Origin of the sequence: [Clostridium] colinum, from assembly GCF_940677205.1 — a bacterium.
Taxonomy (GTDB): Bacteria; Bacillota; Clostridia; order Lachnospirales; family CAG-274; genus Tyzzerella; species Tyzzerella colina.
Window position 1 is genome coordinate 917,570 of the sequence record NZ_OW712331.1, and the last position, 21,412, is coordinate 938,981.

Genomic DNA, 21,412 nt, shown 5'->3' on the forward strand with positions numbered 1-21,412 from the left:
TTATGTATGAAGAGATGACATTTTATAATATATTAAAAAGAGCTATGGGAAAAGTTTCGGATAATTTTGATAAAAGGCAAGGCTCTGTTATATATGATGCTTTAGCTCCTATATGTGCAGAACTAGCACAAGCATATATTGAACTAGACAGAGTTTTAAAAGAGGGGTTTGCAGACACTTCCAGTAGATATTACCTTATAAAAAGAGCTATGGAAAGAGGTTTAAAACCTTTTAGTGCTACATATTCAACCATTTTAGCTAGTTTTGAAGGAGATATTAATTTAAAAGGTGGAGAAAGATTTTCTACGGATAAAGAAGTGAACTTTTTTTATACTGGAGAGAAAGAAGAAAATTATTATAAATTAAAATGTGAACAACTAGGTAGTGTAGGTAATATTTCATATGGAGATTTAATGCCTATAGACAATATACCTAACTTAAAAAAAGCTAAGATACATAAAATATATATATCTGGTATTGATGAAGAAGAAACAGAAAGTTTTAGAAAAAGATATTTTAAAAGCTTTAAAAGTCAGGCTTTTGGAGGAAATAAAGCAGATTATATAGAAAAAGTAAAGCTATTAAATGAAGATGAAAATGTTATATCAAATGGTGGTATAGGTGGTATAAAAGTATATCGTGTACCTAATGGTGGAGGAACTGTTAAAATACTTATAACTAATAATAGCTATAACGAACCTACAAAAGAATTATTAAACATAGTACAACAAAAAATTGACCCTTTAGAACACACAGGAGAAGGGGTGGGAATTGCTCCTATAGGACATTTTGTAACTGTTGAGCCTGCAAAATGTATTAAAATAAATATAGATACAGAAATAGAATTAAAATCTGGATATGAAGTAAATGATGTAAAAGAATATATAGAAGAAAGCATATCAAAATATCTTGAAGAGCTTTGTAAAACTTGGGAAGAGGGTAATAATATTGTTGTTAGAATAAGCCATATAGAAAGCAGTATATTAAATATTTTTGGGGTAGAAGATGTAAAAAATACTAAAATAAATAATAGTAATAAAAATTTTATTTTAGATGAGTTTTCTATACCATTAAGAGGTGAAATAAATGTTAATTAATTATTTACCTCAGTTTATGCAAGATATAGAAGAAATTAAGTCTATAATGTTTGTTACTGAAGAAGAAGTTAATTATTTAAACCAAGATATAGAAAGTATTTTAAATGATTTTTTTATTATAGGTTCGAGTAAAATAGCTACAAAGCATTATGAAAAAATGTTAGAAATAACTCCTAAATTAACTGATAGTATAGAAAAAAGGCAATATGATATATTAGCTATATATAATCAAACTTTACCATTTACACTTGAAAATTTACAAAATAGCTTAGATTCTATATGCGGTGAAAAAAATTATAGTATTAACATGATATATGATAAGTTTATATTAAACATAATATTAGCTTTAAATAAAAAAGAATTATTTGAAGTAGTTAATAACTTATTAGAACGTATTGTACCTATGAATTTAATAATAAATCTTAGTATAGATTATAATGTATGGAAAGATTTAAATAAATTTAAATGGAAAGATATTAAAAAATATAAATGGTGTGATATAAAAGAAAGTCAAGAAATAAAATAAAAAATATATAAAAAGCTCAATTAAAATTAGATTAATTGGGCTTTTTATATAGAAATTTATAAAACATATTTAAACATAAAAATTATATGACAAATACTACCTCCAATAACAAATAGATGAAAAATTTCATGAAAGCCAAAAAACTTAAATGAAAATTTAGGAGATTTTGTAGCATAAATAATAGCACCAATAGTATATATAATACCACCTAATATAAGAAGTAATATACCATTAAATTGGATACTCTGTATTAAAGGAAAAAAAGCTGATAAAGATAGCCAACCCATACCTACATAAATTAATGTGGAAAACCACCTAGGTGCATTTATCCAAAAAATTTTTAAAATAATACCTAATAATGCTATTATCCAAATAATAGTTAAAATAGTATATCCAAATGAATTATTTAGTTTTATTAAACATATAGGTGTATATGTTCCTGCTATTAATATAAATATCATAATATGGTCAATTTTTTTTAGTATTTTTATTATATTTTCTTTAACAGGTAGCATATGGTATATTGTACTAGATATATATAATAAACATATAGATAGACTAAATATAAAAAATGGTATTAAATGTTGTAACCCTCCTTTAATATAGCTAATATAAGATAAAAACATAGTAATAGGGCATATAAATAAGAAAGCAATAAGATGAGTAAGAGCGTTTACAGGTTCACGCCAAGATTTAAAAATATTCATAAAAACCTCCTATCTAGTTTCAAAAACTATATAATAATATATTAATATAATAACATAAAAATATTATGAGCGCAATATTTTTATTAATATTACATATATATTATATGTTAATACTAAAATGTTGACAAAATTAAAAAAAATATGATAATATCATAAATAATATTTATTTTTAGAAAGGATTTATTATGACAAATAAAAAAGCTTGCCACATAGAAGAAAACATTTATATTAGCTTAATTTTAACTTTTATAGGTGGTTTTTTAGATTCGTATACTTATGTTTTATATGATAAAATATTTGCCAATACACAAACAGGAAATATAATATTTTTTTCTATATTTTTAGTTGAAGGGGAATTTTATAATGCTTTTTTAAGACTTTTGCCAATAATTTCTTTTTGTTTAGGTATTATTATAGCTCAAATTTTAATATATAAGTTTAATAAAAATAAAAAGTGGATAAATATAGTATTATCTATAAATATAGTATGTACTGCTATAATAGGATTAGGATTATTAAAAGATTATATGGTAATAATTATATGTTTAATATCTTTTATATGCTCTTTAATGATAGCAACATTTAAAAAGTCTAAAGGAGATGTATTTGCTCCTATTATGTGCACAGGAAACTTAAGGTCATTAATGGAATTTTTTTGTAAATGGACTATATATAAAGAAAAAAGTGCAAAAAAAGTTGTTTTAAAATATTTATTTATAATTATTACTTTTATGTTAGGTGTATCTTTAGGTATTATATTAGTAAATTATTTTCGTATATCATCTATATACATATGTACAATATTATTTATATCTGTACTATTAATAATTATATATCATAAGAATTTTGACAAAATATAATTGTACTTTTAAAATATATTTTTTTATGATATAATTAAAATAAAATAATTTAATTTAGGAGAAAATATGTCAGGACTATTTATTACTATGGAAGGTACAGATGGAGCTGGTAAAAGCACACAGTTAACCCTTTTAAAAGATTATCTTGAAAAAAAAGGATTTAATGTTGTTTTTGTTAGAGAGCCAGGAGGAACTAAAATTAGTGAAAAAATAAGAGAAATTATTTTAGATATAGAAAATAAAGAAATGCATTATATGACAGAAGCATTATTATATGCATCATCTAGAGCTCAGTTAGTAAATGAAATTATTGTACCTAAGTTAAAAAAAGGAGACATTGTTATTTGTGATAGATTTGTAGATTCTAGTATTGTATATCAAGGAATTGGCAGAAATATTGGAACAGAAGTAATAAAAAAAATAAATAATATTGCTACAGGTGGATTAATACCAGATATAACATTTTTTTTAGATTTATCTCCTGAAAAAGCTATTGAAAGAAAAAAAGAACAAAAACAATTAGATAGAATAGAAAGTGAAAAAGATTATTTTTACAAAAAAGTTTATAATGGATATAAAACATTAATAAAACAAAATAGTGAAAGAATAAAAGTTATAGATGCAACTTTATCTATTGAAGAAATTCATGCAAAAATAATAAAATATATTGAACAATTATTTATTTAATTACGATAAATAACTTAATTTTATACTTAAACATATTTTAACAATTACTATAAAATTTTAATGTGAAAATTAAATGATAGAAGGAGAAATAATATGGATTTAAAGGTAAGTGATGTAAGGTTAGAAAATTTACCTACTGTAGAACCTAAAAAGGATGTTCAAGAAACCGAAGATTTTAAATTTACATTAAATAAGGTTGAAACTGATAACCTTATGCAAAAATTAAATGGATTAATAGATGAAATAACTGTTCAAGGTAAAAAAATATCTGAACATATGGATATAAAAGATATGAAAAAATATAGAAGCCTTATAACAGAATTTATGAATGAAGTTGTAACTAATAGCCACCAGTTTTCTAGAGAAAATTTTTTAGATAGAAGAGGTAGACATAGAGTATATGGTATAGTAAAGCTAGTAAATAAAGAGTTAGATGAATTAGCTCAAGAATTAATAAAAACTGAAAAAAATCATATAGCAATATTAGATAAAACGGGAGAAATAAGAGGTCTTTTATTAGACCTTATAATATAAAATGTATAAGTTTCAAAATATAATTGGTAATGGACATATAATTAATAGTTTAATAACATCAAATAAAAATGACACTGTATTACATGCTTATATTTTAGATGGTAAAGAAAAGTCTGGTAAACAACTAATCTCAAAGACATTTGCTAAACTTTTATTATGTGAAAATAGTAAAACAGAGCCTTGTTTAAAATGTTCATCTTGTATTAGTTTTGAAAGTGGTAATAACCCAGATTTCTTTTTTATAGAAAGTGATAAAAAGAATCTGGGTATATCAGATATTAGAGATAAAATTATAAAAAATATAGAAACAAAGCCTTTTAAATATAAATATAAAGTTTTTATTATAAAAGATGCACATAATATGACTTTTCAAGCACAAAATGCATTATTAAAAACTTTAGAAGAACCACCTAGTTTTGTAATTATTATATTGTTATCTAAAAACTATAAAAGTTTTTTACCTACTATTTTATCAAGGTGTATTTTATTTAGAATAAAGCCCTTGTCACCAAATTTAATAGAAAAATTTTTAATAACTAATGGTATAAATGAAACTATAGCAAAATTTTATGCAACATATTCTAGAGGTAGCATAGGTAGAGCTTTTGATATAGCACATTCTGAAAAATTTTTTGCTTTTAGACAAGATATAATAAATGATGTAGAAAAATTAGATGGATTAGACCTTATACAAATGTATAATCTAATTGATAAATATGAAAATATGAAGGAAAATATATTTGAAATTTTAGATATATATTTATTAGTTTATAGAGATAGTTTAATATTTAAGTATTCAAAAAATTTTGATAATATTATACAAAAAGATATTAAAAAAAATGTTGAAGATATATCAAATATGTCTATTAAAAATTTAGTAAACAAGATAGATGCTTTATTAAAAGCAAAAATGTATTTAGAACAAAATTCCAACTTTAATATGGTTATGGAATGTTTATTTTTAAGACTAAAGGAGAAATAAAATGGCTGAAATAATTGGTGTTAGACTGAAAAAAGGAGGAAAGATATACTATTTTAACCCTAATGGGAAAAAAGTTGATAAAAAACAAGCAGTTATAGTAGAAACTGCTCAAGGAATAAGATATGGTATAGTAGAGATAGAAAATAAAATAATAGACGATGATAAAATAGATTTTGAAATAAAAAATCTTATCAGAATAGCTACAGAAGATGATACAATCCAACATAAAAAAAATTTGGAAAGAGAAAAAGAAGCTGAAATAATATTTGTAGAAAAAGTAAAAAAATATAATTTAGATATGAAGCTTATAGACATTGAACTTACTTATGATTTAAATAAAATTATATTTTATTTTACTGCAGAAGGTAGAGTTGATTTTAGGGAGCTGGTAAAAGAATTAGCTTCTATTTTTAAAATGAGGATAGAACTTAGACAAATAGGTGTTAGAGATGAAGCTAAAATAGTAAATGGAATTGGTATATGTGGGCGTCCTTTATGTTGTGCAACATTTTTAAGAGATTTTCAACCAGTTTCTATAAAAATGGCAAAAGACCAAAAATTATCTTTAAATCCTACTAAAATATCAGGAGTTTGTGGTAGGCTTATGTGTTGTTTAAAATATGAACAAGAAGCATATGAAGAGCTTATACAAAATTTACCTAATGAAGGGGATATTATAAAAACAGATAAAGGTACTGGCGAAGTATTATCTGTAAATGTTTTAAGACAAACAATAAAAGCAGCTGTTAGAAAAACTGCTCAAGATACACCTACAGTAGAATTTTTTAATGTTTCTGAAATAGAAATTATTAAAAGAAAAATAGTTAAAGAAGAAATATGTATGGAAGAGCTTAAGGACATAGAAGATTAATGGATATTTTAAAAGAAAATGAAAGAATAGACGATTTGCATAGGAATAATTATGTTATTATACAAGATTATAAAAAATTTTGTTTTGGAATAGATGCAGTTTTGTTATCAGATTTTGCAAAGGCAAAAAAAGGTGATATAGTTTTTGATATAGGGACAGGTACTGGTATAATACCAATACTTATGAGTGCAAAAACAAATGCTTATAAATATTTTGCAATAGATATACAAGAAGAAAGTGTTGATATGGCAAAAAGAAGTGTTAAGCTTAATAATTTAACAGAAAAAATTGAAATTTTTCATTTAGATATAAAAAATGTATTTGAAAAATTTAAAAAAAATAGTATAGATGTTGTAACTTCAAACCCTCCATATATGAATAAAGGTGGAGGTATAGTAAATGAATATGATGCAAAATCTATTGCTAGGCACGAAATACATTGTAATTTAGATGATATAGTAAAAGCAACCTCTTTTTTGTTAAAGCCAAATGGTAAGTTTTATATGGTACATAGGCCTAGTAGGCTTTGTGATATAATTTGCACTTTAAGAAAATATAATTTAGAGCCTAAAACAATTAGATTAATTCAACCTTATCAAGATAAAGAACCTAATATGGTTTTAATAGAAAGTGTTAAAAATGGAAAAGCTTTGCTTAAAGTTTTACCAAATCTTATAGTGTATAACAAAAATAGAGAATATACAGATGAAATAAATAGAATATATTATAATTAAAGGAGTTAAAAATGTCAGGTAAATTATATGTTTGTGCGACACCAATAGGTAATTTAAAAGATATTACTTTAAGATGTTTAGAAACTTTAAAAGAAGTAGATTTGATAGCCTCTGAAGATACAAGACATACTATTAAATTGTTAAATCATTATGAAATAAAAACTCCTTTAGAAAGCTATCACGAACATAATAAAGAAACAAAGGGTAAAAAACTTATTAATTTATTATTAGATAATAAAAATATAGCTTTAGTAAGTGATGCAGGTATGCCAGGTATATGTGACCCTGGAGAAGATTTAATAAGATTATGTTATGAAAATAATATAGAGATTACTGTTTTACCAGGGGCTACAGCTTCTATTACAGCTTTAATTTTATCTGGACTAAAAACTAGAAGTTACTGCTTTGAAGGATTTTTACCATCTAATAAAAAAGTAAGAAAAGAAGTTATGCAAAAAATAGAAAATGATACTAGAACTTATATATTATATGAAGCACCGCATCATCTTTTAACTACTTTAAAAGAACTTTATGAACATATTGGAGAACGAAATATATCTATAGTAAAAGAGCTAACTAAAAAGCACGAAAAAGTTTTAAAAGCTACCTTGTCCGAGGCTATAAATTATTTTGAAAATAATATACCTAAAGGGGAATATGTTATTGTTTTGGAAGGGGCTAGTGAGGAAAGTATATTAAATAAACAAAAACAACAAATAAATAATATATCTATTGATGAACAAGTGGAACAATATGTAAAAGAAGGCATAGATATTAAAGAAGCTATGAAAAAAGTTGCAAAAGATAGAGGTATATCTAAAAGAGAGGTTTATAATCAAGTAAAAATAAAAAAGAATTTTGATATATAAAATAAAATTATGTAAAAATAAATAGAAAAATAAATAGTATTGTGTTATAATTATAAATAATGCTAACTTGGAGGATACGTTGATGAAGAAATTAAATTTTTTTGCATTTATAATTATAATTATTAGTATAATAGCAATACCTGTAACGTCTATAGGAAATGTTAATGACGATATAAAGGAAAGTGAAAGTAAATATTATAGTAATATCAATAAAAATGAGTTAAAATACGAGTTTAAAAAATTAGAAAAATATGATACTTCACTTATATATAAGATTAAATATCCTGTATTTAATAATGATACTATTAATCAAGAAATATATAAACATATCGAATATTTAGCTGATAGTTTTAAAGAAGATTTTTCTAATTATGAGGCTATTTATAATGAAGATAAGATGAATTTTAAATTAGATACAGAAATTAGTATTTTTAATAATAAAATTTTATTTGTAAAATTTATTATAGAAAGAAATTATAATACATATCCTAATCCAATTAAATTTTATGAAACATATGCTATAAATATAGAAGAAAATAAAGAAATACAAATACCAAGTTTATTTAATAATGGTTATGAAGATTTATTTTTTATGAATGTAAAACAATATTTTTTAAATACTTATGGTATTAATATAACTAAACAAAGTGAAAATTATAATGATATAAAACCAGATAAAAATAACTATAAAAAAGTATTTTTTAATGATAAATCGGTAGAAATATTTTTTTATGACTATAAAAAACAAGAAGAAATATTATTGAAAATACCAATTGATAAAGTTTTACCTTATATAAAAAAATATTATTTAGAACAAGAGACTGTTACAACAACAAAAGAAACTACTTTAACATCAACAACAGAAACAACAACAGAAACAACTACAATCTCTATAAAATCAACAACAACTACTACTGTAAAAGATATAAAAACAGGAAATAAAAGCATTAATAAAAGAAAAATAGATAAAAATAAACCAATGGTAGCATTAACTTTTGATGATGGACCTAATGGTGCTACTACAACTAGAATATTAGATATATTAGAAAAAAATAATTCTGTTGCCACTTTTTTTATTGTATCTAGAAGAATAGATAAAGATGCTGATATTTTAAAAAGAATGGTTAATTTAGGCTGTCAAATAGGAAATCATACAGCAAATCATAAAGACTTAACTAAACTATCTACTGAACAAGTAAAGTCAGAAGTTGATATTGTAAATAATAAGCTTAAAAATATAATAGGAAAAGAAGCAAGTATGGTTAGAGTTCCTTATGGTGCTGCTAATTCAAATGTTAAAAAAACTGTAAATTATCCGCTCATTATGTGGAATATAGATACTAAAGATTGGCAAACTAAAAATGCTAAATCTATTGAAAAAGCAATTTTAAATAATGTTAAAGATGGAGATATTATATTAATGCATGATTTATATACTTCAACTGCAGATGCTTGTGAGGTTGTTATACCACAACTTGTAAAACAAGGATTTCAACTTGTTACAGTAGAAGAACTTTTATATTACAAGGAAATAGAGGTTAAAGAAGGCTTAACATATTTTAATGCACGCACCAAAAAATAAGGAGTGATTAATATAAAAAATTTATTAGTTGCAATAAATGCAAAATATATACATACATCTTTAGCGGTAAGAAGCATATATGCATATTGTAAAGAAAATAATACAGATATACATATAGAAGAATTTACTATAAATAATGATGAAGATGTTATTATAAATAAAATATATGAAGAAAAGCCCGATATTTTAGGATTTTCTTGTTATATATGGAATATAAACATAGTTTTAGATATAATATCTACAATTAAAAAACTTTTACCTAATACAACAATATTTGTAGGTGGACCAGAGGTAAGTTATGATTATGATTACCTTTTTGAAAAAGGGGTAGATATAGTTTGCATTGGAGAAGGGGAGCAAACTGTAAAAGAAATTATAGATAAATTTAACAATGTAAAATGTATAGATAAATCATTTGAAGAAATAGATGGAATAGCTTTTAAATTTTATAATAACATTATTGTAACAAAAGATAGAGAATTATTACAATTAGATAAAATACCTTTTGTTTATGAAGAAGGACTTAATGGTACTGAAAATAAAATATTATATTATGAAGCATCTAGAGGTTGCCCTTATACTTGTCAGTATTGTTTATCATCTTTAGAAAAAGGGCTTAGATTTTTAAGTGAAGAAAGGGTAAAAAAAGATTTAAAGTTTTTTTTACAAAATAATGTAAAGCAAGTAAAATTTGTAGATAGAACATTTAATTGTAACAAAAAATTTGCTTTATTAATATGGAATTATTTAATAGATAATGATAATGGTGTTACAAATTTTCATTTTGAAATATCAGCAGATATAATAGATGATGATATGATAAATACGTTAAAAAAAGCACGAGTTGGCCTTTTCCAATTTGAAATAGGGGTACAGTCTACAAATGAGGTTACATTAGAAGCTATAAAAAGAAAAACTAACTTACAAAAGCTTTTTGATAAAGTAGGAAAAATAAAAGAGTTAAAAAATATACATCAGCATTTAGATTTAATAGCAGGATTACCTTTTGAAGACTATGAAATATTTAAAACTTCTTTTAATAATGTTTTTAATATATATCCAGAGCAGTTTCAATTAGGATTTTTAAAACTTTTAAAAGGATCTGGGCTTAGGATAAATGCAGACAAATATGGTATTGTATATAAAGATAAAGCACCATATGAGGTATTATATACAAAGTTTATAGATTATGAACAAATGAATATAATTAGAAATATAGAAGAAATGGTAGAAACTTACTATAACTCAGGTAAAGCTATTAATACAATAAAATATGGCATAAAATTTTTTGAATCACCATTTGATTTTTTTGAAAAATTAGCATCATATTGGAAAAATAATAATTATTTTAATGTTAGCCATAGTAAAATGAAATTATATGAGATAATGTACAATTTTTTAAATAACTTAAATAATATTAACAAAGATATACTAAATGAAATTATAAAATTTGATATTATGTTAAATGATAATTTAAAAAGTTTGCCTTTATGGATAAAGACAGAGTATAATAGTAGTTTTAAAGAAAAAGAAAGAACATTTTATAATAATAAAGAAAATATAGAAAAATATGTACCTCATTTACAAAATTATGATTCAAAACAAATTAGTAGAATGTGTTATTTTGAAAAATTTAATATTGATATAGAAAATATGATAAATAGTAATTTTGAGCAAATAAATAAAGGTGAAACATATATGTTATTTGATTATTACACAAAAAATGATTTAATATATAAGGTTAAATATTACTATTTAGAAAGAGGTAATTTTAATGAGACTTGCTGAAAGAGTTAAAGAAGTTACAAGACTTTTAGATGAGTATTATAAAACAGAAGATAAATGTTATTTAAATCACTCTACACCATATGAGCTTTTAATAGCAACTATGCTTAGTGCACAATGTACAGATGATAGAGTAAATATTGTAACAGAAAAACTTTTTAAAAAATATACTACTTTAGAAAGTTTTGCATCGGCAGATTTATCAGAAATGGAGCAAGATGTAAAACCAACTGGATTTTATCATAATAAAGCAAAAAATATAATTTTAGCTACAAGAAGACTTTTAGAGGTTTATGATGGACAAGTTCCAGATAGTATAGAAGATTTAACAAGCTTAGCAGGTGTAGGCAGAAAAACGGCCAATGTTGTAAGAAGTCATATTTTTAATATACCTAGTGTTGTTGTAGATACACATGTTAAACGTATATCTAAAAAACTAGGACTTGTAAAAGGTGATGACCCAGTAAAAATAGAGTTTGAGCTTATGAAAATATTACCTAAAGAGCATTGGATAAGATATAATACTCAAGTTATAGCTCATGGTAGAGCTATATGTAAAGCTAGAAATCCTAATTGTACTATATGTTTTATGCAAAATTGTTGTAAAGAATATGAAAAAATAGAAAAGAAAAATAAAAAATAGAAAAATTAGTATAAAAATTTTTATTTAAGCCAAAATATAACCAAGGTGGTGATGGTTTGAATAAAAATTTTTTGTTTCTATAATAGGTTTAGTAGCAGGATTTTTAAACGGACTTTTTGGTTCTGGAGGAGGTACTATTTTAGTACCAAGTCTTGAAAAATTTTTAAAAATGGAAGAACACAAAGCACACTCTACAGCAATAGCTATTGTTTTACCTTTATCAATAGTTAGTATCTTTATATATTGTAAAGGGGTAAATATAGATATTAAATCAGTAGTAATTATATCTCTAGGTGGGTTACTAGGTGGTCTTTTAGGTGCTAAATATTTAAAAAAGATACCGTCTAATTGGCTTCATAAAATATTTGGACTATTTATGCTAATTGGAGCTTGGAGACTTATTTTATGATTTGGTTATTTTTAATTGGTTTAATGTCTGGAATTTTAAGTGGTATGGGCATAGGTGGTGGGTCTATTTTAATACCAGCACTTACATTACTTTTTGGATATGAACAAAAAATAGCACAAAATATTAATTTATTATATTTTATACCTACAGCTGTTATAGCTATTTTTGTTCATAATAAAAATAAAACTATTGAAAAAGAAGGCCTTTTAAAGATAATATTATTTGGATTAATAGGTGCTATAATAGGTTCTATTGTTGCAATAAACTTAAAAGGAGAAATACTTAAAAAAATTTTTGGTTGGTTTTTATTGTTTATGGGAATAAGTGAAGTATTAAAAGGAAAAGAGGCAAAAAAATGGAATTAATGGAATTTAAAAGATTTAAGGAAGATTTTATTAATGCAGATACAGATAAAAAAATAGAAATGTATATTTCAACAGAAGGATTAACACAACATCAATATAAAGAGCTATTAAAAGAATTTCCGTATAATGAGATAGACAAATTAGAAAGAGCATTAGCATAAATAAAATTTTATATAAAAAATAAAAAATGTACATATTTTTATTAATTATGTACATTTTTTATTTTTTATAAATTTTTATATAAGAGATAGCGATAGTCTTAAATGAAAAATAATTTTATATAGACTAGCTATAGCTTTTATTTGATTATTTAATATATTAGTAAGTTTTTTATATATTATATTAAAATTATTTTCAGTTGATATAAGTTCATTTTTTAAGCTTATCATTTCTTTTTTATTATTTATTTTAGAAGTATATGTAGATATATTTTTTTCCTCTTCAGATATTATATCATTATATTCTTTAAAATAATTCATCTGTTCTTCAGACAATTTTTCCTTGTTTTTTATTTTATTATTAAATTTAAGACTTATATCGTTAGATATTTGTTTTTTTTCAGTTAATAAATTTGATATAATATTAAAATTACTATCTATTTCAGTTATAATATTATTTATATCTTCAGATTCAATTTTTTGGTTTTCTTTTTTATAAATTTTTTTATTATTTGTATATAATCTATATGATTTTAGATCAAATTTATCTATAGGGGTAGATATTAAAGAAAATAACATTATACTATTTAAAATTATGTCCATATTAACAACTCCTTAAGTTATATATAAAATTATAATTATCGAAACACATATATTATATATGCTATAATATACCATAAATATGAACATAATATGAATATACAATTAATAATTAGTTAAATTATTAAAAGGTTATAGATTTTGTCTATAACCTTTTAATAAGATAAAATTAAACTATATGAAAAAATTTGATTTATATATACAAGGGTAAATTCTCTAAAAATAAGGCTTTTATACAAGTTGAATCAAAGGGTATACTTTATTTTTATGAAAAGCATAAAAATATTTTATCTGGAATTTAATTTATTAATATCTTATTCCGTAATAGTAGTACTTTCAATCACTTCTTTTTCTTTTAAAGTAGTATTTTCAATGGTTTCATTATCATCTTTATTAGAAATTGGTTCACTTATATCTTCTTTAGCTTTATTAGATATTTTTATATCCATATAAGGTTGAGATACAATTTCAACACCTTCAGGTAATTCAGTATTAATTTTTATATTATAGCTACCTTCTTTAAGGTCTGTAACATCTATGCTAAATTTTATTTTAGATACGTCAATATTATTTATAAAATTATCTTCACCAACAATATTTATAGAAAATTCTTCAGGCATGTCTATAAAGAAACTATCATTATATCCTAATATACTAATATTGCTTGTAGGTATAGTTAACTGCTTTGTTGTAGCTTTTTTTATATTTATATAAATTTTTATTTGACTATTGTTATGATTTTTTAATTTTAAATTATATTGATTTAATATTGGTAATATATCATATGTGTACTCAGTAGATTCAGTTAATCCACTTATATCTATATCTGGCAAGTTTAATTTTGTTAATTTTTTTAAATTATTTGTATCACCTACAACCTCTACTACTTTAGGTTTGTATGAAATACTGTCTATAATAAATCCATCAGGTAGTTGACCAATTAAATTTGGTTCAATTATATTAATTACTCCTTGTAATATGATAGGGACTTTAATAGATACTTCTTCTATATTAAATTTTATATCAGTTATTTTATTGCCGTTTTTATCATATGCAACAGGAATTACATTTTTAGTTATAGTTGAGGTTTGGTCTGTTATATCAATTTCAGCATATATAACTTGTATTTTATCAATTATAGATTTAGGTCCAGTAACTTGTATATATTCAGATGAAATTTCAGGCTCATAGGCTATATATCCAGATCTAGTTTCTCCAACTGTTTTAGGGTGTATTTTTTTAGGGATAGTTACAATTTTATCTAAATATACATTACAAGTATTAGGGTAAAAACTTACTATTTCAAAGTTATTGTTAGGATAGGGGATATTGGGCATAGTTGGTTTTAGGTTAGCTACAACTTCTAAAGGTTCATCTCCAATGTTATATCCTAAAACTTGGTCTAAGTCTAAAGCTAGTTTTATATTATCTCTATTAACTTTTTTACTAAGTTCATCTAAAGTAGTTCTTGTACCTTTTATTTTTATTTCAGCTTTTTGACTTTTAATTTCATCTATATTTAAAATAGAAATATCATTTTCAGCAAGTTTTTCTTCATTTAAAAGGCTTATATTTAAGGTAAAAGATTTTATTTCTGTAGGATTATTTATATTCATAACAACAAACCATAAACCAATTGCAAGTAAAACGGATAGGGCTTTCCAATAAAGATTATTTGTAAAAAAATATTTTATTTTTTTATACATTTATGCTCTTCCTTTCCAAATGTTTATCTTTTTGTTATTTTGTTTTTCTTGTTGGCTAAACATTTCTTCAATTTGTTGTCTTGTAAGATTTCTGTGTAGTTTTCCATTATGAGCTATAGATACTGCTCCTGTTTCTTCAGAAACAACAAAAATATAAGCATCACTAACTTCACTAGCACCAACACTTGCTCTATGCCTAGTGCCTAAATCTAATCCTATTTCAGATTGAGTTAAAGGTAAGATACAAGTAGCTCTTTTTATTCGGTTATTTCTTATTAAAACAGCTCCATCATGAAGAGGTGTTTTATCTTCAAATATATTTATAAGTAACTGATTTGTAACTATTGCATCTATAGGTATACCACTTTCTTCAAAATCACCTAAGGCAACTTTTTGCTCCACAACAATAATAGCACCAGTTTTAGACTTTCCCATAACAAAACAAGCAGTTAATATTTCATCTAAAATATTTTGAGGTATAATTTTATCGTTTATATTATTGTTAAATATATTTTTAGTTATGCTACCTTTACCTATTTGCTCAAGACCTTTTCTAAATTCTGGTTGAAATAATATTAAAATAGCCATTACACCTACAGAAAATGTTTCTTGTATAATCCAATATGTAGTATAAAAGTTAAGCCTAAAAGATAAAATACTTAATACAAGTATAACTATCATTCCTTTAAATAAAGACCAAGCTCTAGTTTCTCTAATCCAGTTCATTATTATATATATAAAAATAGCTACTATTAATATATCAATAATATCAGATATACGTATGCTAGGTATGCTAAGTTTTGACAAATTTAAATTATCAAAAAACATACCTACACTTAATATTTTACCATTTAATGATAAATTCATCTTTACACCTACTCTACAAAAATAATCTAAAACTATTATAGCATAGTTTTGAAAAACAACCAACATAAAATTGTTAAAAATTTATAAATTTTATATAGAGTAAAAACTGGTATTATTACTTATAAATTAAAAAATTTAAATGATTATTTATACATTTTTATTATTTTAATTTAAATTTCCAATTTATTTTTATATTATTTTCATTATATATATAAATATTGTTTATAAAAACATCTACTATTTTTTTATCCAATTGTTCGAGAAATAAAGATTTGTTTAATACTTTATCATTTTTAGCAGTTGATATGTTTGAACTAATTTTAAGATTATTTATTTTGTCTTCAATGTCTAGTTTAATATTTATGTAATTATTTTTTTCAATTTCTCCTTCTAAATATTTTTCATAATAGGACATTTTTAATTTATTATACTTTTCTAGTTGCTTATAATAAAAATCTAAATTTTGGTCTAAATTTATATTTTTATTATAGAGATTATTTTTTTTAAAATATGCTAAAATTAGTGTATTTATACTTTCTAATATTATTTCTTTTATATTTGTTTCACATATTTCTCCTTTATAACAAATTGAATTTTGATTTTCATTTTTGCTATAACAATAGTATTTTCTATCTACAACATTTCCATTTTTTAATACTTTATAATATCGTAAACTATATCCACAATGACCACATTTTAATTTATATGCAAAAATATTTTTAACGATATTATTTGTAGATTTTCTTTTATATGAATTAACTTTTTCAAAAACTTCTTTTGATATTATTGGAGGGTGAGTATTTTCTATTCGTATTATTTCATTTTTGTTAGACTTTGTTGTTTTATTATTTCCACATTTTATTCGTTTTCTTTTAAAACTTATACTATTACCAATATATACTTCATTTGTTTTAATATTTTTTAAATCCTGCACTTTCCACATTTTATTTTCTGTTTGGTTTATATTATTTATTTCATTATTTTTTATTTTAAAATACTTTCTTGTAGGAATATTATTATTATTTAAAAATTTACAAATCTCATTATATTTATAACCTTTTGATAATAATTCAAATATTATTTTTACAATAGGAGCAGTTTCATTATCTATTTCAAGGGTTTTAGTTTCATTATTTTTTTTATATCCAAAAGGAGCATAAGTCCATATATAATTGCCTTGTTTTACTTTTGAAATCATTCCAGATTTAACTTTTTTAGATAAGTCTTTAACATAATAAGAATGTATAATATTTTTAAAACAAATGTCTAAATCATTAGTTGTATTTTTATTATTTTTGCTGTCATAATTATCATTAATGGAAATAAATCTTATATTGAAAAAAGGAAATATTTTATCTAAATATTCGTTTACTTTTATATAATCTCGTCCCAAGCGAGATAAATCTTTTACTATTATACAGTTTATTTTATTTTTTTTAATATCTTCAATTAATTTTTTAAACTCAGGTCTTTCAAAATTACTACCAACATATCCATCATCAGTATAAAAAAAATATTCACAATTTTTTAATTCATTATTGTTTTTTATAAAATTTTCTATTAAATTTTTTTGATTTATTATACTTTCACTTTCATTTTTATTTTTATCCTCTTTTGATAATCTTGTATAAACACCTATTTTCATAAATCACCTTTAAAATTAAAAAATATTTCAAAACGATTATTATTATAAACTAAAATTTTTTTAATAAAATTATTTATTAAATATTCTGTTAAGATTGACTTGTCTTGTAAATTAAAATTATCTATATATGAGTTATTTAACTTTTCATATTCATTTTTTATTAAGTTATATTTTATTAATAAATGTTTTTCTTTTTCTTGGTATTTTTTTTTAATATGTATATAATCATTTTTAGATAAAATACCTTCTAAAAATTGTGTATAAATTTTTTCATAATATTTACTAAAATTTTTTAATTGTAGCTTAAAATAATTTAAGGTTTTATTATAAGTTTTTAACTTTTCACATTGATTATTAAATTTAATATTTAAATAATTTATTTCAGTTTTAAAATATGTAAAGATAATCTCATCAATATCATTTTTATATATTTTTTTAAAATTACAAATATTATTATCTATTTTGTTTTTGGTACATTTATAATAAGATTTACTTTTATTTATCAAATATAGATTAGCTCCACATTCTCCACATTTTAATACGTTGCGATAGGTATTAATTGATTTTTTATAAATATTATTTATAGAATTTTTATATTTTTTACGGTTATTAGTATTAATATTTTGAACTTTAGAAAAAGTTTCTTTACCTATAATAGGGGCATGGGTATTATATATTATTATTAAATTGTCTTTTGAAACATATTTTATATTTTTATTATTAAACAATTCTTTTCTTTTTGTGCCTTGAATAGTGTGGCCTATATATACTTGATTTTTAAGTATTTTTTTTATAGTACTTTCAGTCCATATACAACTTTTATATTTTTCATCAAATAGAATACCATTTTCAAACTTATATTTATTAGGGCAAGAAATTTTTTGTTCGTTTAATTTTCTAGCAATAGATAAATAACTATTTCCTTTAATTCTTAAATCAAATATAATTTTTATAGTATTACAAACATTTTTATCTATTTCAAGCTGATATTTGTTTTTTTTGCTTTTTTTATATCCAAAAGGAGCGATACTTCCTATAAAATCACCATTTAGTTGTTTAGCTTTAAGGCTAGAACATATTTTTTTAGATATATCTTTTGAATACATATCATTAACTATATTTTTAATATGCAGATTCAAAATATCAAAACAATCATTATTAATACTATCATAATTGTCATTTATAGATATAAATCTTATATTTTTTTTAGGAAATACTTCTTCTAAATATTTACCAGTTTCTATATAATTTCTTCCAAAGCGGGATAAATCTTTTACTATTATACAATTTATTTTATTTTTATTAATATCACAAATTAAATCTTCAAATCTTTTTCTTTCAAAGTTTGTTCCGGTTAAGCCATTGTCTATATATGTATCAATTAATTTAAAATTTTCTTTATTTTTTATATAATTTTGAAGTAATATTTCTTGATTTTCTATCGAATTATTAAATTCATCTTCAACAGATATTCTAATATAAAATGCTACTTTATAAATATTTCTATTTATTTTATTTTTTCTACTCATTAATAGTGCTCCTTAAAATAAACTTTACTTCGTCTTTATAGTCTATAAAATTTTCATTTAATTTTTCTATAAATTTTTCTTGAAATTTAAAATATATATTTATAGTTTTATTATTAAGAATTTCTATTTTATGTATAATATTAACTATAAAAGCTCTGTCTAAAGTAGTTATATTTTTATGCTTTTTAAAATTTTCTATAAAGTCATTATTATTGAAATTATTATTACAAATATTATTAATTTCTTCATTTAATTTTTTTATTGTGTTTATTGTTTCTTTTATGTACAAATCATATTTTTTACTGTAATCTAAAAATTCACTTTTAGTAAGTAAATTTTCTTGATAATCTTGGTATATTCTAAATTTATATTTTTTATATATCTCTAATTCATTTTCTTTTATTTGTTTTGTTTCATTAAGAGATTTTATTTTACTATTTTTAAGAGGAGTTTTATAGATGTTTTCTAGTATATTTTCAATATTTACAGTATCTTTTATATAGTTTTTAATATAAATTAAAATAAATTGTTCTAATATATTGTATTTTATAATATGACTTGTACATTTATTTCCATTTTTATATCCAGAGCAAATAAGATTATAATTAGGGTTTATTTTTGTTCCACAGTTTTTTCTTATCATACTTCTTCCACAGTCTTTACAAAATACTAGACCAGAAAAACTATAAATTAAGTCTTTTTTTGGGCTAACTCTAGTGTTTTTATTTAGCAACCTTTGAACTAGATTAAAATCCTCTTTACTAATAATAGGGGTATGATTATTTTCTATAACATACCAATCTTTTTTATCTTTAGTTAATTTTAAATTTATTTTATGATTTATTGTAGTAGTTTTTCCTTGTTCTAAATCTCCAGTGTAAATATTATTTTTTAAAATACGAATAATACTTATAGTGCTCCATTTTGATTTATCATTTTTTTTAAAAGATGTAGAAAAATTAATGCCTATATACTTCTTATAATCCATAGGAGATAAAATACCATTTTCATTTAATTTATCAGCTATTTTTTGAGCACTATATCCTTTTATTTTAAGTCTAAATATTTCCTTTACAACCTCTGAAGCAAATTCATCTACAATTAACTTACCTTTATGTTCTAAATCTTTTAAATATCCATAGGTAGTAAAAGCTCCAATAAATTCTCCATTTTTCATTTTCATAATTTTTTGACTTTTAATTTTCATAGCTATATCTTTAATATAAGCATCATTTATTAAATTTTTAAATGGAATTATTAAGCTATTTTCTTGATTTTCTTCTAAGCTATCATAATTATCATTTATAGATATAAATCTTACATTTAACATAGGAAATATTTTTTCTATATATTTTACACAGTCTATAAAATTACGTCCAAGCCTTGAAAAATCTTTTACAATAATACAATTTATTACACCGTTTTTAACTTCGTCTAACATAGATTGAAAAGCAGGACGGTTAAAATTTGAACCAGAATAACCATCATCAATTTTAATAGAGACTAATTCTAAATCATCTTTTTCATTGATAAAAGCTTTTATCATATTTTTTTGATTTATTATACTTTCACTTTCAAAATTTTTATTATCTTCTTTTGAAATTCTTAAATACATAGCAACTTTATATTTATTCATTTATAAAAGACTCCTAAAATATTTAAATTTTTAAACTTATTTAATATATTTATTATACTTGTCTTAAAAAAATTCCTAATATTATTTTTATTAAATATAAAAAGATAGAGTTAAACTTAACTCTATCTATAGGTTATAAATATTATAATTTTAAGGACGATAATTTACATCTTCTGATAAATTTTCACTTTTCATAGCTTGCCTAGCAAGAAAATCACAACGATTATTACCTTCATTATCTGCGTGGCCTTTAACCCATACAAAATTTACTTTGTGTATTTCTAATAGGAGAAGGAGTTCTTCCCAAAGGTCTACATTTGGTGTATCTTTTTTACTTGAATTTTTCCAGTTATTATTTTTCCAGTTATAAACCCAACCTTTATTTATAGAATTTACTACATATGATGAATCTGTATATAAAGTTATATTGCAAGGTTCTTTTAATAATTTTAAAGCTTTAATTACAGCCATTGTTTCCATTCTATTATTTGTAGTTAGTTTATAGCCTTTAGAAAATTCTTTACGTTGTTCTTTATATAACAAAATAATTCCATAGCCACCAGGTCCAGGGTTACCAGAGCAAGCACCGTCTGTATATATTTCTACATTTTTCATAAAAT

The 21,412-nt window shown here is 22.4% G+C and carries 23 protein-coding genes; 15 read left to right on the forward strand and 8 right to left on the reverse strand.

Features of this window, described 5'->3' with window-relative positions; all coding sequences use genetic code 11:
* The first annotated feature begins 2 nt into the window (after positions 1 to 2).
* Complete coding sequence (locus NBW53_RS04515) at positions 3 to 1,097, forward strand: baseplate J/gp47 family protein (protein WP_250278895.1); 1,095 nt, start codon at positions 3 to 5, stop codon at positions 1,095 to 1,097.
* Positions 1,087 to 1,623 (forward strand): putative phage tail protein, encoded by a 537-nt coding sequence (locus NBW53_RS04520; RefSeq protein ID WP_250278896.1) that lies wholly within the window; start codon positions 1,087 to 1,089, stop codon positions 1,621 to 1,623. The genes NBW53_RS04515 and NBW53_RS04520 overlap by 11 nt, the downstream gene beginning before the upstream one ends.
* 56 nt (positions 1,624 to 1,679) lie before the next feature.
* Here the strand turns inward: NBW53_RS04520 and trhA are convergent, their stop codons facing one another.
* Positions 1,680 to 2,330, reverse strand: coding sequence for a PAQR family membrane homeostasis protein TrhA (gene trhA / locus NBW53_RS04525; RefSeq protein ID WP_250278897.1), 651 nt, complete (start codon positions 2,328 to 2,330; stop codon positions 1,680 to 1,682).
* A gap of 185 nt (positions 2,331 to 2,515) precedes the next feature.
* Between trhA and NBW53_RS04530 the strand changes: the two genes are divergently transcribed.
* The 13 genes from NBW53_RS04530 (at position 2,516) to NBW53_RS04590 (ending at position 12,812) form a co-directional block, all read left to right on the forward strand.
* A complete protein-coding gene (locus tag NBW53_RS04530) occupies positions 2,516 to 3,190 on the forward strand; it encodes a YoaK family protein (RefSeq protein ID WP_250278898.1) in 675 nt (224 codons plus the stop codon).
* Positions 3,191 to 3,256: 66 nt separating this feature from the next.
* Positions 3,257 to 3,877 carry a dTMP kinase gene (gene tmk / locus NBW53_RS04535; RefSeq protein WP_250278899.1) on the forward strand — a complete coding sequence of 207 codons (621 nt, stop codon included), beginning with the start codon at positions 3,257 to 3,259 and terminating at the stop codon, positions 3,875 to 3,877.
* A 93-nt stretch (positions 3,878 to 3,970) separates the two neighbouring features.
* Entirely contained in the window at positions 3,971 to 4,411 is a 441-nt protein-coding gene (locus tag NBW53_RS04540) for a YaaR family protein (protein WP_250278900.1), read from the forward strand.
* A 1-nt stretch (position 4,412) separates the two neighbouring features.
* On the forward strand, positions 4,413 to 5,393 hold the full coding sequence (locus tag NBW53_RS04545; protein ID WP_250278901.1) for a DNA polymerase III subunit: 981 nt from the start codon (positions 4,413 to 4,415) through the stop codon (positions 5,391 to 5,393).
* 1 nt (position 5,394) lies between these two features.
* Entirely contained in the window at positions 5,395 to 6,264 is an 870-nt protein-coding gene (locus tag NBW53_RS04550) for a PSP1 domain-containing protein (protein ID WP_250278902.1), read from the forward strand.
* Positions 6,264 to 6,998 carry a tRNA1(Val) (adenine(37)-N6)-methyltransferase gene (locus NBW53_RS04555; RefSeq protein WP_250278903.1) on the forward strand — a complete coding sequence of 245 codons (735 nt, stop codon included), beginning with the start codon at positions 6,264 to 6,266 and terminating at the stop codon, positions 6,996 to 6,998. The genes NBW53_RS04550 and NBW53_RS04555 overlap by 1 nt, the downstream gene beginning before the upstream one ends.
* 11 nt (positions 6,999 to 7,009) lie before the next feature.
* Positions 7,010 to 7,867, forward strand: coding sequence for a 16S rRNA (cytidine(1402)-2'-O)-methyltransferase (gene rsmI / locus NBW53_RS04560; RefSeq protein ID WP_250278904.1), 858 nt, complete (start codon positions 7,010 to 7,012; stop codon positions 7,865 to 7,867).
* Positions 7,868 to 7,949: 82 nt separating this feature from the next.
* Complete coding sequence (locus NBW53_RS04565) at positions 7,950 to 9,449, forward strand: polysaccharide deacetylase family protein (RefSeq protein ID WP_250278905.1); 1,500 nt, start codon at positions 7,950 to 7,952, stop codon at positions 9,447 to 9,449.
* Positions 9,450 to 9,452: 3 nt separating this feature from the next.
* Positions 9,453 to 11,237, forward strand: a complete 1,785-nt coding sequence (locus tag NBW53_RS04570) for a B12-binding domain-containing radical SAM protein (RefSeq protein WP_250278906.1) — start codon at positions 9,453 to 9,455, stop codon at positions 11,235 to 11,237.
* Positions 11,224 to 11,877: an endonuclease III gene (nth, locus tag NBW53_RS04575; RefSeq protein ID WP_250278907.1), complete on the forward strand. Its 654-nt coding sequence runs from the start codon at positions 11,224 to 11,226 to the stop codon at positions 11,875 to 11,877. Before NBW53_RS04570 ends, nth begins: the two co-directional genes overlap by 14 nt.
* 136 nt (positions 11,878 to 12,013) lie before the next feature.
* Entirely contained in the window at positions 12,014 to 12,286 is a 273-nt protein-coding gene (locus NBW53_RS04580) for a TSUP family transporter (RefSeq protein WP_250279002.1), read from the forward strand.
* Positions 12,283 to 12,651, forward strand: a complete 369-nt coding sequence (locus NBW53_RS04585; protein ID WP_330651641.1) for a sulfite exporter TauE/SafE family protein — start codon at positions 12,283 to 12,285, stop codon at positions 12,649 to 12,651. Before NBW53_RS04580 ends, NBW53_RS04585 begins: the two co-directional genes overlap by 4 nt.
* On the forward strand, positions 12,642 to 12,812 hold the full coding sequence (locus NBW53_RS04590) for a hypothetical protein (RefSeq protein WP_250278908.1): 171 nt from the start codon (positions 12,642 to 12,644) through the stop codon (positions 12,810 to 12,812). The genes NBW53_RS04585 and NBW53_RS04590 overlap by 10 nt, the downstream gene beginning before the upstream one ends.
* A gap of 75 nt (positions 12,813 to 12,887) precedes the next feature.
* On the opposite strand, the gene NBW53_RS04595 is transcribed toward NBW53_RS04590, so the two are convergent.
* The 7 genes from NBW53_RS04595 to rnhA all read right to left on the reverse strand — a co-directional run bounded on the left by NBW53_RS04595 (position 12,888) and on the right by rnhA (position 21,407).
* A complete protein-coding gene (locus NBW53_RS04595) occupies positions 12,888 to 13,412 on the reverse strand; it encodes a hypothetical protein (RefSeq protein ID WP_250278909.1) in 525 nt (174 codons plus the stop codon).
* Positions 13,413 to 13,723: 311 nt separating this feature from the next.
* Positions 13,724 to 15,115 carry a CdaR family protein gene (locus tag NBW53_RS04600; protein WP_250278910.1) on the reverse strand — a complete coding sequence of 464 codons (1,392 nt, stop codon included), beginning with the start codon at positions 15,113 to 15,115 and terminating at the stop codon, positions 13,724 to 13,726.
* A complete protein-coding gene (cdaA, locus tag NBW53_RS04605) occupies positions 15,116 to 16,048 on the reverse strand; it encodes a diadenylate cyclase CdaA (protein WP_250278911.1) in 933 nt (310 codons plus the stop codon). It abuts the gene before it with no gap.
* A gap of 94 nt (positions 16,049 to 16,142) precedes the next feature.
* A complete protein-coding gene (locus NBW53_RS04610) occupies positions 16,143 to 17,627 on the reverse strand; it encodes a recombinase family protein (protein WP_250278912.1) in 1,485 nt (494 codons plus the stop codon).
* Positions 17,624 to 19,156 (reverse strand): recombinase family protein, encoded by a 1,533-nt coding sequence (locus NBW53_RS04615; RefSeq protein WP_250278913.1) that lies wholly within the window; start codon positions 19,154 to 19,156, stop codon positions 17,624 to 17,626. Before NBW53_RS04615 ends, NBW53_RS04610 begins: the two co-directional genes overlap by 4 nt.
* Positions 19,149 to 20,792 carry a recombinase family protein gene (locus tag NBW53_RS04620; protein WP_250278914.1) on the reverse strand — a complete coding sequence of 548 codons (1,644 nt, stop codon included), beginning with the start codon at positions 20,790 to 20,792 and terminating at the stop codon, positions 19,149 to 19,151. Before NBW53_RS04620 ends, NBW53_RS04615 begins: the two co-directional genes overlap by 8 nt.
* A 150-nt stretch (positions 20,793 to 20,942) precedes the next feature.
* The gene (gene rnhA, locus NBW53_RS04625) at positions 20,943 to 21,407 is read right to left on the reverse strand and encodes a ribonuclease HI (protein WP_250278915.1); all 465 of its coding nucleotides are present in this window, start codon (positions 21,405 to 21,407) and stop codon (positions 20,943 to 20,945) included.
* Positions 21,408 to 21,412: the final 5 nt, after the last annotated feature.

Excerpts from the sequence above, each read along its gene's own strand:
- NBW53_RS04515 (WP_250278895.1), top strand. The coding sequence starts at position 3 with ATGTATGAAGAGATGACATTTTATAATATATTAAAAAGAGCTATGGGA.
- NBW53_RS04520 (WP_250278896.1), top strand. The coding sequence starts at position 1,087 with ATGTTAATTAATTATTTACCTCAGTTTATGCAAGATATAGAAGAAATT.
- trhA (WP_250278897.1), bottom strand. The coding sequence starts at position 2,330 with ATGAATATTTTTAAATCTTGGCGTGAACCTGTAAACGCTCTTACTCAT.
- NBW53_RS04530 (WP_250278898.1), top strand. The coding sequence starts at position 2,516 with ATGACAAATAAAAAAGCTTGCCACATAGAAGAAAACATTTATATTAGC.
- tmk (WP_250278899.1), top strand. The coding sequence starts at position 3,257 with ATGTCAGGACTATTTATTACTATGGAAGGTACAGATGGAGCTGGTAAA.
- NBW53_RS04540 (WP_250278900.1), top strand. The coding sequence starts at position 3,971 with ATGGATTTAAAGGTAAGTGATGTAAGGTTAGAAAATTTACCTACTGTA.
- NBW53_RS04545 (WP_250278901.1), top strand. The coding sequence starts at position 4,413 with ATGTATAAGTTTCAAAATATAATTGGTAATGGACATATAATTAATAGT.
- NBW53_RS04550 (WP_250278902.1), top strand. The coding sequence starts at position 5,395 with ATGGCTGAAATAATTGGTGTTAGACTGAAAAAAGGAGGAAAGATATAC.
- NBW53_RS04555 (WP_250278903.1), top strand. The coding sequence starts at position 6,264 with ATGGATATTTTAAAAGAAAATGAAAGAATAGACGATTTGCATAGGAAT.
- rsmI (WP_250278904.1), top strand. The coding sequence starts at position 7,010 with ATGTCAGGTAAATTATATGTTTGTGCGACACCAATAGGTAATTTAAAA.
- NBW53_RS04565 (WP_250278905.1), top strand. The coding sequence starts at position 7,950 with ATGAAGAAATTAAATTTTTTTGCATTTATAATTATAATTATTAGTATA.
- nth (WP_250278907.1), top strand. The coding sequence starts at position 11,224 with ATGAGACTTGCTGAAAGAGTTAAAGAAGTTACAAGACTTTTAGATGAG.
- NBW53_RS04585 (WP_330651641.1), top strand. The coding sequence starts at position 12,283 with ATGATTTGGTTATTTTTAATTGGTTTAATGTCTGGAATTTTAAGTGGT.
- NBW53_RS04590 (WP_250278908.1), top strand. The coding sequence starts at position 12,642 with ATGGAATTAATGGAATTTAAAAGATTTAAGGAAGATTTTATTAATGCA.
- NBW53_RS04595 (WP_250278909.1), bottom strand. The coding sequence starts at position 13,412 with ATGGACATAATTTTAAATAGTATAATGTTATTTTCTTTAATATCTACC.
- NBW53_RS04600 (WP_250278910.1), bottom strand. The coding sequence starts at position 15,115 with ATGTATAAAAAAATAAAATATTTTTTTACAAATAATCTTTATTGGAAA.
- cdaA (WP_250278911.1), bottom strand. The coding sequence starts at position 16,048 with ATGTTGGTTGTTTTTCAAAACTATGCTATAATAGTTTTAGATTATTTT.
- NBW53_RS04610 (WP_250278912.1), bottom strand. The coding sequence starts at position 17,627 with ATGAAAATAGGTGTTTATACAAGATTATCAAAAGAGGATAAAAATAAA.
- NBW53_RS04615 (WP_250278913.1), bottom strand. The coding sequence starts at position 19,156 with ATGAGTAGAAAAAATAAAATAAATAGAAATATTTATAAAGTAGCATTT.
- NBW53_RS04620 (WP_250278914.1), bottom strand. The coding sequence starts at position 20,792 with ATGAATAAATATAAAGTTGCTATGTATTTAAGAATTTCAAAAGAAGAT.
- rnhA (WP_250278915.1), bottom strand. The coding sequence starts at position 21,407 with ATGAAAAATGTAGAAATATATACAGACGGTGCTTGCTCTGGTAACCCT.